Annotated in this window: 12 protein-coding genes; 9 read left to right on the forward strand and 3 right to left on the reverse strand. The window is 74.1% G+C overall.

Annotated features, from left to right (window positions below; all coding sequences use genetic code 11):
* The first annotated feature begins 5 nt into the window (after positions 1-5).
* The gene (locus ACYU8I_RS15965; RefSeq protein WP_460842688.1) at positions 6-1,118 is read left to right on the forward strand and encodes a PQQ-dependent sugar dehydrogenase; all 1,113 of its coding nucleotides are present in this window, start codon (positions 6-8) and stop codon (positions 1,116-1,118) included.
* A 138-nt stretch (positions 1,119-1,256) separates the two neighbouring features.
* Here the strand turns inward: ACYU8I_RS15965 and ACYU8I_RS15970 are convergent, their stop codons facing one another.
* The gene (locus ACYU8I_RS15970) at positions 1,257-2,204 is read right to left on the reverse strand and encodes an alpha/beta fold hydrolase (RefSeq protein ID WP_460842690.1); all 948 of its coding nucleotides are present in this window, start codon (positions 2,202-2,204) and stop codon (positions 1,257-1,259) included.
* Positions 2,205-2,253: 49 nt separating this feature from the next.
* Entirely contained in the window at positions 2,254-2,481 is a 228-nt protein-coding gene (locus ACYU8I_RS15975) for a hypothetical protein (protein ID WP_460842691.1), read from the reverse strand.
* 140 nt (positions 2,482-2,621) lie between these two features.
* Here ACYU8I_RS15975 and ACYU8I_RS15980 point away from each other — a divergent pair, with 140 nt between their 5' ends.
* Positions 2,622-3,737 (forward strand): WD40/YVTN/BNR-like repeat-containing protein, encoded by a 1,116-nt coding sequence (locus tag ACYU8I_RS15980; protein ID WP_460842693.1) that lies wholly within the window; start codon positions 2,622-2,624, stop codon positions 3,735-3,737.
* Here ACYU8I_RS15980 and ACYU8I_RS15985 read toward each other — a convergent pair.
* Positions 3,734-4,291, reverse strand: coding sequence for a nucleoside/nucleotide kinase family protein (locus ACYU8I_RS15985; protein WP_460842695.1), 558 nt, complete (start codon positions 4,289-4,291; stop codon positions 3,734-3,736). The genes ACYU8I_RS15980 and ACYU8I_RS15985 overlap by 4 nt on opposite strands.
* Positions 4,292-4,314: 23 nt before the next feature.
* Between ACYU8I_RS15985 and ACYU8I_RS15990 the strand changes: the two genes are divergently transcribed.
* The 7 genes from ACYU8I_RS15990 to ilvN all read left to right on the forward strand — a co-directional run bounded on the left by ACYU8I_RS15990 (position 4,315) and on the right by ilvN (position 12,109).
* On the forward strand, positions 4,315-5,370 hold the full coding sequence (locus ACYU8I_RS15990) for a phosphotransferase family protein (protein WP_460842697.1): 1,056 nt from the start codon (positions 4,315-4,317) through the stop codon (positions 5,368-5,370).
* Positions 5,367-7,046: a dihydroxy-acid dehydratase gene (ilvD, locus tag ACYU8I_RS15995; protein WP_460842699.1), complete on the forward strand. Its 1,680-nt coding sequence runs from the start codon at positions 5,367-5,369 to the stop codon at positions 7,044-7,046. The genes ACYU8I_RS15990 and ilvD overlap by 4 nt, the downstream gene beginning before the upstream one ends.
* Before the next feature lie 35 nt (positions 7,047-7,081).
* Positions 7,082-8,257 carry an MFS transporter gene (locus ACYU8I_RS16000; RefSeq protein ID WP_460842747.1) on the forward strand — a complete coding sequence of 392 codons (1,176 nt, stop codon included), beginning with the start codon at positions 7,082-7,084 and terminating at the stop codon, positions 8,255-8,257.
* An 11-nt stretch (positions 8,258-8,268) separates the two neighbouring features.
* Positions 8,269-8,676 carry a VOC family protein gene (locus tag ACYU8I_RS16005; RefSeq protein WP_460842701.1) on the forward strand — a complete coding sequence of 136 codons (408 nt, stop codon included), beginning with the start codon at positions 8,269-8,271 and terminating at the stop codon, positions 8,674-8,676.
* Positions 8,677-8,833: 157 nt separating this feature from the next.
* Positions 8,834-9,496 (forward strand): 4a-hydroxytetrahydrobiopterin dehydratase, encoded by a 663-nt coding sequence (locus tag ACYU8I_RS16010; protein WP_460842703.1) that lies wholly within the window; start codon positions 8,834-8,836, stop codon positions 9,494-9,496.
* A gap of 342 nt (positions 9,497-9,838) precedes the next feature.
* On the forward strand, positions 9,839-11,566 hold the full coding sequence (locus ACYU8I_RS16015; RefSeq protein ID WP_460842749.1) for an acetolactate synthase large subunit: 1,728 nt from the start codon (positions 9,839-9,841) through the stop codon (positions 11,564-11,566).
* Between the two features lie 3 nt (positions 11,567-11,569).
* On the forward strand, positions 11,570-12,109 hold the full coding sequence (gene ilvN, locus ACYU8I_RS16020) for an acetolactate synthase small subunit (RefSeq protein ID WP_460842705.1): 540 nt from the start codon (positions 11,570-11,572) through the stop codon (positions 12,107-12,109).
* Positions 12,110-12,206 lie beyond the last annotated feature (97 nt).

The following is a 12,206-nucleotide window of genomic DNA, read 5'->3' on the forward strand; positions in this document are numbered from 1 at the left end:
GAGGCATGAGGACCAGGCTCGTCGCCCTCGCCGCCACCTCGGCGCTCGTGCTCACCGCCTGCGGGTCCGACGACCCGCCGTCGGCCGACGACAGCCCGGCGGCCCCTGCGTCGAGCGCGACGCCGACCGAGGAGGCCTCCGAGGCGCCCGCTCCCTCCGCTCGCCCGAAGGTGCTGGGCGAGGTCGCGACCGAGCTCGAGGCGCCGTGGGGCATCGCGTTCCTGCCCGACGGCGCGGCGCTGGTGACCGAGCGCGACAGCGAGCGGGTGCTCCGCGTCGACGCCGACGGCGTCCGCGAGGTCGGCACCGTCGACCTGGCGGCGCCGAAGAACGAGGCCGGCCTGCTCGGCGTCGCCGTGTCGCCCGACTTCGCCAGCGACCGCCGGGTCTTCCTCTACGTCTCGACCGACACCGACAACCGCGTCCTGCGCACCACCCTGCAGGGCGGCCGGCTCGGTGAGCTCGAGCCGATCCTCACCGGCATCCCGCTCAACACCTTCCACGACGGCGGCAAGCTCGCCTTCGGCCCCGACGAGCAGCTGTACGTCGCCACCGGCGACGCCGGTCGGCCCGAGCTCGCCCAGGACCGCCGCTCCCTGGCCGGCAAGGTCCTGCGGATCACCCAGGACGGCGAGCCCTCCCGCGGCAACCCCGACGGCACGGCGATGTGGTCCTACGGCCACCGCAACGTGCAGGGCCTCGCGTGGGACGACGAGGGCCGGCTGTGGGCGCCCGAGTTCGGCGACCAGACCTGGGACGAGCTCAACCTCGTCGAGAAGGGCGGCAACTACGGCTGGCCGCAGGCCGAGGGCAAGGGCGGCCCCGAGGGCACCACCGACCCCCGGGTGCAGTGGTCGACCGACGAGGCCTCGCCGTCCGGAGCGGCGTACGTCGACGGACGGGTCTGGGTCGCCGGCCTCGGCGGCGAGCGGCTGTGGCGCCTCGACGTGCGCCCCGGCGGGGTGCGCAACCCGACCGACTTCCTCGTCGGCCGCTACGGTCGCATCCGCGCCGTCGCCGCCGCCCCCGACGGCAACCTGTGGGTCGCCACCAACAACACCGACGGCCGCGGCGAGCCCCGCCCCCGCGACGACCGGATCCTCCTCGTGCGTCCCTGAGCCCCTCTCTCGACGATGTCGCGGCGTGGGTCGCGTGGACGGACTGGCAGCTCGCGCCCGACAGCGGGCGCGGGGTCAGCGACGACGCGGCGGTGGAGCCTGCGCCGCGCCGAGCCGCCAGTCGTTCCTCGAGCGGGCCTACGCCGACTCGGCGGCCGCCTCGACGCGGTCGAGGAGGGCGAGCAGGCCGGCGTGGACCTCGGCGGGCTTCTCCAGCGGCAGGAAGTGGCTGGCCCGGAGCTCGGTGTAGGTCGCGCCAGGTATGCGGTCGGCGGCGGTGCGCATGTCCTGGGCCGAGGCGAGCACGTCGTAGGTGCCCGCGACGAAGGCGGTGGGCACGCGGACCGAGCGCAGCGAGACGCGGCGGTGGTACGACGCGTGCAGCGCGAGGTGGGCGTACCACTCGACCGGCGTCGAGAAGAACTCCTGCACCGCCCGCTGCCCGATCTCGGGGTCGGCGAGGGGGAGCATGAAGCCGCTGTGGCTCAGCACCCGGATGAACCGGTCGCCGATCGGCAGGTGCGTGGTGGTCGGGGTGGCGAGGTGGCCGATGCGCCGGCACAGCCGGGCGGTGCCGGCGAGGATGGGCTTGCGCAGCGGCCGCGGCAGGAACAGCGGCGCCATCATCGACTCGAAGGTGCCGCCGGGCACGCCGCCGACGGCGTACAGGCCGAGGACCCGGTCGGGGTGCTCGACCGCGACCTCGTACATGGTGTTGACGCCCATCGACCAGCCCATCATCACGGCGGCGTCGACGCCGAGGTGGTCCATCAGGGCGACGGCGTCCTCGGCGAAGGCGCCGATGCCGACGCGCTCGGGGTCGGCCGGGCGCGACGAGCCGCCGGTGCCGCGGTGGTTCCACGAGACCACCCGCACGGGACAGGCCGGGTCGAGCAACGCGGGCCACGCGTAGGGGTTGGTGCCGAGGCCGTTGCACAGTACGACGGTCGGGCCGCTCCTGGTGCCCGTCACGTCGTTGCTCCAGCCCTGCAGCGCGGTGCCGTCGGGGGCGGTGAAGTGGAACCACCGCAGCGACAGGCGCGCGTCGAGGTCGGGGACCAGGCTCAGACGGTTCTGGCGGCGCATCGTGCGATTGTGCACGACCGTGCTGGGCCGGCGCTGCGACCTGGACCACTCAGCTGCCGGTGGCGGCCTCTCGCTGCGCTGCCGGCTCGACGCTGCCGGACCGGCGGGCGAGGGTGCCGACGACGTACGCCGCGACCTCGTCGCGCTCGAGCCGGGCCTGGGCGAGCGCGGTGGAGGCCACCATCGCGTTGCGGCAGGCGCGCTGCTGGCTCCGCTCGGCCCAGCGGGTCAGCGGTGCCGTCCACGGTGCGGCCCGCGTGGTGATCAGGTGCGTCATGGACCCTCCCAGGTGCTGCGACTCCCTGGCCCAGAACCTACGCGCCGGGCACGACGAGCCCGTCACGCGTGCGTGACGGTTGCGTGAACGAGGGACGGGGACGCCGATGAGTCCGCCCGCCGAGCCGGGTCGGTACCGGCATGAGCGACCCCGCACCAGACCCCACCCGAGGCACCGTCCTGCTCGTCGGCACCCGCAAGGGCCTGTGGATCGGCATGTCCGACGCCGCCCGCCGCGACTGGTCGTGGTCGGGCCCGCACGCCGACATGGAGGAGGTGTACGCCGTCTGCGTCGACGGGCGCGGCGGCCGGACCCGGCTGCTGGCGGGCGCCAGCTCGCCCTGGCTGGGGCCGCGGGTACGCCGCTCCGAGGACCTCGGCGCGACGTGGCAGGAGGCCGACGACGGCGGCGTGCGGTTCCCCAACGGTCACGACGCGAGCGTGGAGCGGGTCTGGCAGCTGGTGACCGGGGTCGGCGACGGCGAGGTGTGGGCCGGCACCGAGCCCGGGGCGGTCTGGCGCTCGCACGACGGCGGCGCGTCGTTCGCGCTCGAGCAGGCGCTGTGGGACCACCCGCACCGCGCGGAGTGGGGCGAGGGCTTCGGTGGACAGGCCTTCCACACCGTGCTGCCGCACCCCACCGACCCGGACTCGGCGCTGGTCGCCATCTCGACGGGCGGCGTCTACCGCACCCGTGACGGCGGCGGCTCCTGGGAGGCCCGCAACGTCGGCATCCGGGCGGAGTTCCTGCCCGAGGGCGAGCAGTTCCCCGAGTTCGGGCAGTGCGTGCACAAGGTGACGCGGCACCCGTCGCGCCCCGAGCGGCTCTACCTGCAGAACCACGGCGGGGTCTACCGCTCCGACGACGAGGGCGACCGGTGGGTCTCCATCGCCGACGGGCTGCCCTCCGACTTCGGCTTCCCGGTCGTGGTGCACCCGCACGAGCCCGACACGCTCTTCGTCTTCCCGCTCGGCGGCGGCGCCGGCCGGTACCCGCCCGAGGCCCGGGCCCTGGTCTGGCGCTCGCGCGACGCGGGGGGGACCTGGGAGGCGCTGGGCGAGGGGCTGCCCGAGCGGTTCTACGTGGCCGTCATGCGCGACGCGATGTGTGCCGACGACCACGAGTCCGCCGGGCTCTACCTCGGGGCGCGCAACGGCACCGTGTGGGCCAGCGCCGACGCGGGCGAGACCTGGTCGCTGGCCGTCGAGCACCTGCCCGACGTGCTGTCGGTGCGCGCCGCCTCGGTACTGCTCTAGACCCCGGCCACCACGCGGTCGGCCCGGTCGCGGGAGGCGAGCACGAGCTGCGCGTTGGGCTCGTCGACGCGGGCCACCCAGGCCTCGGCCTCGGCCGGCGTCTTGCCGAACTGCACGTGGCGGGCGACCAGCCGCGCCCGGCGCACGTCGTCGTCGACCTCGAGGAAGACGCACTCGTCGAGCTCGGCGCGCACCGCCCGCCACTCGGGCCGGTCGAGCAGCAGGTAGTTGCCCTCGGTCACGACGACGTCGGCCTCCGGCGGCACGGCGACGGCACCGGCCAGCGGCTGCTCGAGCACCCGCTCGAACCCCGGCGCCCACACCACGTGCTCGCGCTCCTCGCGCACGCGGTGCAGCAGCGCGGCGTACCCGCGCGCGTCGAAGGTCTCGGGCGCCCCCTTGCTGGCGCGCAGCCCGAGCGCGTCGAGCGCGACGTCGGCGAGGTGGAAGCCGTCCATGGGCAGGTAGGCGGCGCCGAGCTCCTCGGCGAGCCGCAGGGCGTACGTCGTCTTGCCCGCCCCCGGGGCGCCCGCGATGCCGATGACCCTGCGCACCCGCTCACCCTAGGGTCGGGCGGGTGGAGCCGACCTGGGAGGAGCACGGGCCCGTCGTCGAGCGGCTGCTCGGAGGCGCCGTGGGCGAGGCCGTCGACCTGGGCGGCTCGAGCCGCACCGTCGTGTGGCGGGTGCGGTCGGACGAGGCGTCGTACGTCGTCAAGGTGCACCGCGAGGAGGAGGCCGAGGGCTACGCCCGGGAGTGCTCGGCGCTCGAGGCGCTCACCGGCTCGGGTGCGCTGCCGGACCTCGTCGGGCACGACGACGCCACCCGCACCATCGTGATGCAGGACCTCGGGGCCGGTGCCCACCTCGCCGACGCCCTGCTCGGTGACGACCGGCCGCTCGCGTCGCGACGGCTGCTGGCGTGGGTCGACGCGCTCTCCCGGCTCCACGGGGCCGCCACCGGGGAGCGGGTCTCGGCCTTCGAGGCCGCCGCCGCCCGGCGCGGGGGCGTGGTGCGGACGTCGCCGGAAGAGCTCGCCGGTCCGGCCCTCGAGCAGTACGCCGCCCACCTGCCCGGGCTGCCCGTCGACGAGGTGCGCGAGGCGCTCGGCGGGGTGACGGGACTGCTGTCCGACGACGTCGTCGTGTCACCGGGTGACGTCTGCCCCGACAACAACGCGGCGGTCGGCGAGCGCCTGGTGCTGCTCGACCTCGAGGGGGCGCAATTGCTGCACCCCGCCTGGGACCTGGCCTACCTCACGGTGCCGTGGCCGAGCTGCTGGTGCTCGTGGGCGGTGCCGGAGGCCGAGGTCGCCCGCGCGCTGGCCCGGTACGGCGGCCGGGTGTCACCGGACGACCTCGCCGTCACCACGCTGGTGTGGTCGGTCGTGAGCCCCGGGTGGTTCCTGCCGCGGGCGCTGGGTGACGACCACGCCGGGACCGACCCGCGCGTGCCCGGTCGACGGGCGATGGTGCTGCACCGGCTCGCCCGCGCAGCGGCCAGCGAGGCCCCCTCGCCGCTCGCCCCGCTCGTCGACCTCGCCGCGCGGGCGCACGACGCGCTGCGGGCGCGGTGGGGCGACGTACCTCTGCCGCTCGGGCCGGTGTGGCGCGCGACTACCCTCGCCCCATGAGCACGCACGACCTCAAGCCCCGCTCCCGCGACGTCACCGACGGTCTCGAGCGGGCCGCCGCCCGGGGCATGCTCCGCGCGGTGGGCATGGGCGACGCCGACTGGGAGAAGCCGCAGGTCGGCGTGGCCTCGAGCTGGAACGAGATCACGCCGTGCAACCTCTCGCTCGACCGGCTGGCCAAGGCGGTCAAGAACGGCGTGCACGCGGCGGGGGGCTACCCGCTCGAGTTCGGCACCATCTCGGTCTCCGACGGCATCTCGATGGGCCACGAGGGCATGCACTTCTCGCTGGTCTCGCGCGAGGTCATCGCCGACTCCGTCGAGACGGTGATGATGGCCGAGCGCCTCGACGGCTCGGTGCTGCTCGCGGGCTGCGACAAGTCGCTGCCCGGCATGCTCATGGCCGCCGCGCGGCTCGACCTCTCCAGCGTCTTCCTGTACGCCGGCTCCACCATGCCCGGCCAGGTCGACGGGCAGGACGTGACGATCATCGACGCCTTCGAGGCCGTCGGTGCCTGCCTCGCCGGCAAGATCACCCGCGAGGAGGTCGACCGCGTCGAGCGCGCGATCTGCCCCGGCGAGGGTGCCTGCGGCGGCATGTACACCGCCAACACCATGGCCTCGGTCGCCGAGGCGATCGGCATGAGCCTGCCCGGCTCGGCCGCCCCGCCGGCCGTCGACCGGCGCCGCGACGGCTTCGCCCACCGCTCCGGCGAGGCCGTGGTCGAGATGCTGCGCCAGGGCATCACCGCCCGCCAGGTCATGACCAAGCCCGCCTTCGAGAACGCCATCGCCGTCGTCATGGCGCTCGGCGGCTCCACCAACGCCGTGCTCCACCTGCTCGCGATCGCTCGCGAGGCCGACGTCGACCTCTCGCTCGACGACTTCACCCGCATCGGCGCGAAGGTCCCGCACCTCGGCGACCTCAAGCCCTTCGGCCGCTACGTGATGAACGACGTCGACAAGATCGGCGGCATCCCCGTGGTGATGAAGCTGCTGCTCGACGCCGGGCTGATGCACGGCGACACCCTCACCGTCACCGGGCGCACCATGGCCGAGAACCTCGAGGCGCTCGCACCGCCGAAGGCCGACGACGACATCATCCGCTCGCTCTCGCGGCCCATCCACGCCACCGGCGGCATCACCATCCTCAAGGGCACGCTCGCCCCCGAGGGCGCGGTCGTGAAGTCCGCGGGCTTCGACGACGAGGTCTTCGAGGGCCCGGCGCGGGTCTTCGACGGCGAGAAGGCCGCCATGCAGGCGCTCTCCGAGGGCCGCATCGAGCACGGCGACGTCGTCGTGATCCGCTACGAGGGTCCCAAGGGCGGCCCCGGCATGCGCGAGATGCTCGCCATCACCGGCGCCATCAAGGGCGCCGGGCTCGGCAAGGACGTCCTGCTCGTCACCGACGGCCGCTTCTCCGGCGGCACCACCGGCCTGTGCGTCGGCCACATGGCGCCCGAGGCCGTCGACGGCGGCCCGATCGCCTTCCTGCGCGACGGCGACCGGATCCGGCTCGACGTCGCCAACGGTGGGCTCGACGTGCTCGTCGACGAGGCCGAGCTCGAGGCGCGCCGCGAGGGCTGGGAGCCGCTGCCGCCGAAGTACACCCGCGGCGTGCTGGGCAAGTACGCCAAGGTCGTGCAGTCCGCGGCGCACGGCGCCGTGACGAGCTGACGCGCGGGGGCGCCCGGGTCGCGATCCCGGGAGAGATCAAGGTCCTCGTCGCCTCGGCGTTCGTCATCGCCGTCGGCTTCGGGCTCGTCACCCCGGTGCTGCCGGCCTACGCCCGCAGCTTCGACGTCGGCGTGGCCGCCGCGTCGGTCGTGGTCTCGGCCTTCGCCTTCTTCCGGCTGCTGTTCGCCCCGGCGAGCGGCGCGCTGGTGTCGCGGCTGGGCGAGCGGCCCGTCTACCTCGGCGGGCTGCTCGTGGTGGCGGCCTCGTCGTTGGCGACCGCCTTCGCGCAGTCCTACGCCCAGCTGCTGGTGCTGCGGGGTGTGGGGGGCATCGGCTCGACGATGTTCACCGTCTCGGCCATGGCGCTGCTGGTGCGGCTCGCGCCGCCCACCATCCGCGGGCGGGTGTCGTCGGCGTACGCCTCCTCCTTCCTGCTGGGCGGCATGCTCGGGCCGGTGCTGGGCGGCGGCCTCGCGGGCTTCGGGCTGCGGGTGCCGTTCGTGGCGTACGCCGCTGCGCTCGTGCTGGCAGCAGCGGTCGTCGGCGTCCGCCTCTCCGGCGCCTCGCTGCGCCCCGCGACGACCGACGGCCAGGCCGCGCTCGCGCCGATGCGGGTCCGCGAGGCGCTCGGCGACCCGGCGTACCGCGCCGCCCTGGCCTCGGCCTTCGCCAACGGCTGGTGCAACTTCGGCGTCCGCGTCGCGGTGCTGCCGCAGTTCGCCGTCGCGGTGCACGACGACACCTGGGTGGCCGGCGTCGCGCTCGCCCTCGCCGCCGCCGGTACGGCGCTCGCCCTCCAGGTCGCGGGCCGCGTCGCCGACTCGGTCGGCCGCAAGCCGCTCGTGCTCGTCGGCCTGCTCGTCACCGCCGCCACCCTGGGTGCGATCGGCCTGAGCGGCGACCTCGTGGTGCTCTTCGTGCTCTCCGCGCTGTCGGGCCTCGGCAGCGGCCTGCTCAACCCCGGCCAGCAGGCCACCGTCGCCGACGTCGTCGGCAACGACCGCGGCGGCGGGCCGGTGCTCGGCGCCTTCCAGATGACCCAGGACGCCGGCGCGATCCTCGGGCCGGTGCTCGTCGGCGTGGTCGCCGACCAGGCCGGCTTCGCCTGGGCCTTCGCCACCACCGCGGCGATCAGCCTGCTCGCCCTGCTGCCCTGGCTCACCGCCCCCGAGACGCTGCGCCGGGTGCAGGCCCCGGAGGCCAGCGCCTAGGGTCGGACGGCATGGACCAGCGCCTCTCCCTCGTGACCGTCGCCGTCGCCTCCCGCGACCGGAGCCGCGACTTCTACGTCTCCGGCCTCGGGTGGGAGCCCCACTTCGACGGCATCGACGTGCTGATGTTCCGGGTGGGGGAGCGGGTGCTGCTCTCGCTGTGGGAGCGCGAGGCCTTCGAGGCCGAGGTCGGCCCCATCGCCACGGGCGTCGGCCACCCGCCGTTCACGCTCGCCCACAACGTCGGGAGCGACGCCGAGGTCGACGCCGTCCTCGAGACCGCGGCCGCGGCCGGCGCCTCGGTGCGCGGCGCCCGGCGCCGCGAGTGGGGCGGCTGGTCCGGCTACTTCGCCGACCCCGACGGCACCCTGTGGGAGGTCGCCTGCGCCGGCGACGACCTCGCCTTCCTGGTGCCGTAGCGCCGCCGCCGCACCGCAAACACGCGGAGCCAAGTTCTCGCCAGCCCCGGCAAACCGGGGCACGTCGGGCGCGTCGTCGGACTTGGCTCCGCGTGTCTGCGCGCCGCCGAGCCCCGCTGCCCCGCGTGGTGTCGGCGGGGAGGGGTAGGAAGGGGGCATGGCGATCAGCGACGACGACAAGCGGGCCCTGGGACGCGAGGAGGCGCAGCAGGCGCTGCCGGAGGGGTGGCGGCTGGTGCTCGACCAGGTGGTCGCGCACTACGACACCGGTGGCTTCTCGGCCGGGGCAGCGTTTGTGCAGCGTGTCGCCGAGCTGGCCGACGCGGCCGACCACCACCCCGACGTCGACCTGCGCTACCCGCACGTGACGGTCGCGCTGTCGAGCCACGACGTCGGGGCGATCACGGCGCGCGACACCCGGTTGGCCGCCGAGATCCACCAGGCCGCCACGGAGGCCGGCATCGCCGTCGGCCAGGCCCCCGACAAGACCGAGGTGGCCCTCGACGTGCGCGACAAGGCGGCGCTGGGCCCGTTCTACGCGGCGCTGCTCGGCTACGACCGGCCCGACGACGACGCGCTGGTCGACCCGGCGTCGCGCGGGCCGCAGGTGTGGTTCCAGGACACCGACAGCGACGCCGTCGACCGGCAGCGCTGGCACCTCGACGTCAGCGTCCCGCACGACGTCGCCGAGCAGCGGGTGCAGGCGGTGCTCGACGCCGGTGGCCGCCTGGTCGACGAGAGCTTCGTGCCGGCGTTCTGGGTGCTGGAGGACGCCGAGGGCAACCGCTCGTGCATCTGCACCTGGCAGGCGCGCGACTGAGCCTGCCCACGGAGTGGGACCGCCGTCTCGCCGACTGGGACGGCTGTCACACTGGGTTGAGCCGTTCCGCCCCCGGGTGGATGATGGGCGCATGCGTTCCGACCTCCTCGTACGCACGCGACGCGTGAGCTGATCCCTCAGGGCAGCACGCGCGTCGACCCCTCGTCAGCCATCCCGGCTCGAGGGGTTTTTTGTTGGGCAGGGGTCGGCACGCGACCTCCCGGAAGCGACACGGAAGATGAGCAGATGAGCGAGCAGACGGCGGGGCAGACCACGCGGCCCAACCCGAGCCAGCTGGCGGCGCAGGGCGTCGGGCGGCCCCCGGTCCCCACGCCCGAGACGATGACCGGGGCGCAGAGCCTGGTGCGGTCGCTGGAGCACGCGGGCGTGACCGAGATCTTCGGCATCCCCGGTGGCGCGATCCTCCCGGCGTACGACCCCCTCTACGACAGCTCCATCCGCCACATCCTGGTGCGCCACGAGCAGGGCGCCGGCCACGCCGCCCAGGGGTACGCCGCCGCCACCGGCAAGGTCGGCGTGTGCATGGCGACCTCCGGCCCGGGGGCGACCAACCTCGTCACCGCCCTGGCCGACGCCTACATGGACTCCGTGCCGATCGTCGCCGTCACCGGCCAGGTCGGGGCCAGCATGATCGGCACCGACGCCTTCCAGGAGGCCGACATCCGCGGCATCACGATGCCGATCACCAAGCACAACTTCCTCGTCACCGACCCCGCCGACATCCCGCGGGTCGTCGCGGAGGCGTTCTACCTCGCGCGCAGCGGTCGCCCCGGCCCGGTCCTCGTCGACGTCGCCAAGTCGGCGCTGCAGGCCGAGACGACGTTCAGCTGGCCGAGCGAGATCACGCTGCCGGGCTACCGCCCCGTGACCAAGCCGCACGCCAAGCAGATCCGCGAGGCGACGAGGGAGATCCTGGCCGCCCGCAAGCCCGTGCTCTACGTCGGCGGCGGCGTCATCCGCGCCGGCGCGGCCCGCGAGCTGCGCACCCTCGCCGAGCTCACCGGCATGCCGGTCGTGACGACGCTGATGGCGCTCGGGGCCTTCCCCGACAGCCACCCGCAGCACATGGGCATGCCCGGCATGCACGGCACCGTGGCCGCGGTCGCGGCGCTGCAGAAGAGCGACCTGCTGATCAGCCTCGGCGCCCGCTTCGACGACCGGGTCACCGGCAACCTCGACTCCTTCGCCCCCGGCGCGCGGGTCATCCACGCCGACATCGACCCCGCCGAGATCGGCAAGAACCGCGAGGTCGACGTGCCGATCGTGGGTGACGCCCGCGAGGTCATCGCCGACCTGGTCGTCGCGCTGCAGGCCGAGGCCGACGCCGGCCACACCGGCGACTACGACGCCTGGAACCAGCAGCTGCAGGGCATCAAGCAGAAGTACCCCTTGGGCTACGACGCCCCGGAGGAGGGCCTGTCGCCGCAGTACGTCATCGAGCGGCTCTCGGCGATCGCCGGGCCCGAGGCGGTCTACGTCTCCGGCGTCGGCCAGCACCAGATGTGGGCCGCCCACTACGTGCAGTACGAGCACCCCAACACCTGGCTCAACTCCGGCGGCCTCGGCACCATGGGCTACTCGGTGCCCGCCGCGATGGGCGCCAAGGTCGCGCGGCCCGAGGCGGTCGTGTGGGCGGTCGACGGCGACGGTTGCTTCCAGATGACCAACCAGGAGCTCGCCACCTGCACCCTCGAGGGCATCCCGATCAAGGTCGCGCTGATCAACAACGAGTCGCTCGGCATGGTGCGTCAGTGGCAGACCCTGTTCTACGAGGGCCGCTACTCCAACACCGACCTGCACTCCAAGCGCGTGCCGGACTTCGTCAAGCTCGCCGAGGCGTACGGCGCCGTGGGCCTGACCTGCGACGACCCCGAGGACGTCGACGCGGTCATCGCCAAGGCGATGGAGATCAACGACGGGCCCGTCGTGGTCGACTTCCGCGTCGAGCGCGACGCCATGGTCTGGCCGATGGTGGCCGCCGGCGCCAGCAACGACGACATCAAGTACGCCCGCGACCTCGCGCCCGAGTTCGAGAAGGACGACCTGTAAGCCATGAGCACCCACACCCTGTCCGTCCTGGTCGAGGACAAGCCCGGCGTGCTGACCCGCATCGCGGGCCTGTTCAGCCGCCGCGGCTTCAACATCGACTCCCTGGCCGTCGGGCGCACCGAGCAGCCCGGCATCTCGCGGATGACCATCGTGGTCAGCGTCGAGGGCCTGCCGCTCGAGCAGGTGACCAAGCAGCTCAACAAGCTCGTCGAGGTCGTCAAGATCGTCGAGCTCGAGCCCGGCGAGGCCGTGCAGCGCCAGCTGCTCATGGTCAAGGTCCGGGCCGACGTCGCCACCCGCAGCCAGGTGCTCGACGCCGTGCAGCTGTTCCGCGCCAAGGTCGTCGACGTGGCCCCCGACGCGGTCACGATCCAGCTCACCGGCAACAACGGCAAGGTCAACGACTTCCTCGCCGTCGTGGAGCCCTTCGGCATCCGCGAGCTGGTGCAGAGCGGCGTCATCGGCATCGGCCGCGGTCCCCGCTCGATCACCGAGAAGACCCTGCGACCGGTCCCCGTGCCGGTCCCCGACGCCGCCGGCTGAGCCCGGGCCCTCGGGTGGTCGAGGTGCGAGGAGCCCCCGTGCGAGAGCCTCGAGACCCGGTGAGCCGACCGCAACACCCCCGACGTACGAGATGAAC

The organism is Nocardioides marmoraquaticus, from assembly GCF_054777915.1.

Coding starts and splice junctions, on each gene's coding strand:
- ACYU8I_RS15980 (WP_460842693.1), top strand. CDS start 2,622: ATGAGCGACCCCGCACCAGACCCCACCCGAGGCACCGTCCTGCTCGTC.
- ilvN (WP_460842705.1), top strand. CDS start 11,570: ATGAGCACCCACACCCTGTCCGTCCTGGTCGAGGACAAGCCCGGCGTG.
- ACYU8I_RS15975 (WP_460842691.1), bottom strand. CDS start 2,481: ATGACGCACCTGATCACCACGCGGGCCGCACCGTGGACGGCACCGCTG.
- ACYU8I_RS15970 (WP_460842690.1), bottom strand. CDS start 2,204: ATGCGCCGCCAGAACCGTCTGAGCCTGGTCCCCGACCTCGACGCGCGC.
- ilvD (WP_460842699.1), top strand. CDS start 5,367: ATGAGCACGCACGACCTCAAGCCCCGCTCCCGCGACGTCACCGACGGT.
- ACYU8I_RS15965 (WP_460842688.1), top strand. CDS start 6: ATGAGGACCAGGCTCGTCGCCCTCGCCGCCACCTCGGCGCTCGTGCTC.
- ACYU8I_RS16005 (WP_460842701.1), top strand. CDS start 8,269: ATGGACCAGCGCCTCTCCCTCGTGACCGTCGCCGTCGCCTCCCGCGAC.
- ACYU8I_RS16010 (WP_460842703.1), top strand. CDS start 8,834: ATGGCGATCAGCGACGACGACAAGCGGGCCCTGGGACGCGAGGAGGCG.
- ACYU8I_RS16015 (WP_460842749.1), top strand. CDS start 9,839: ATGACCGGGGCGCAGAGCCTGGTGCGGTCGCTGGAGCACGCGGGCGTG.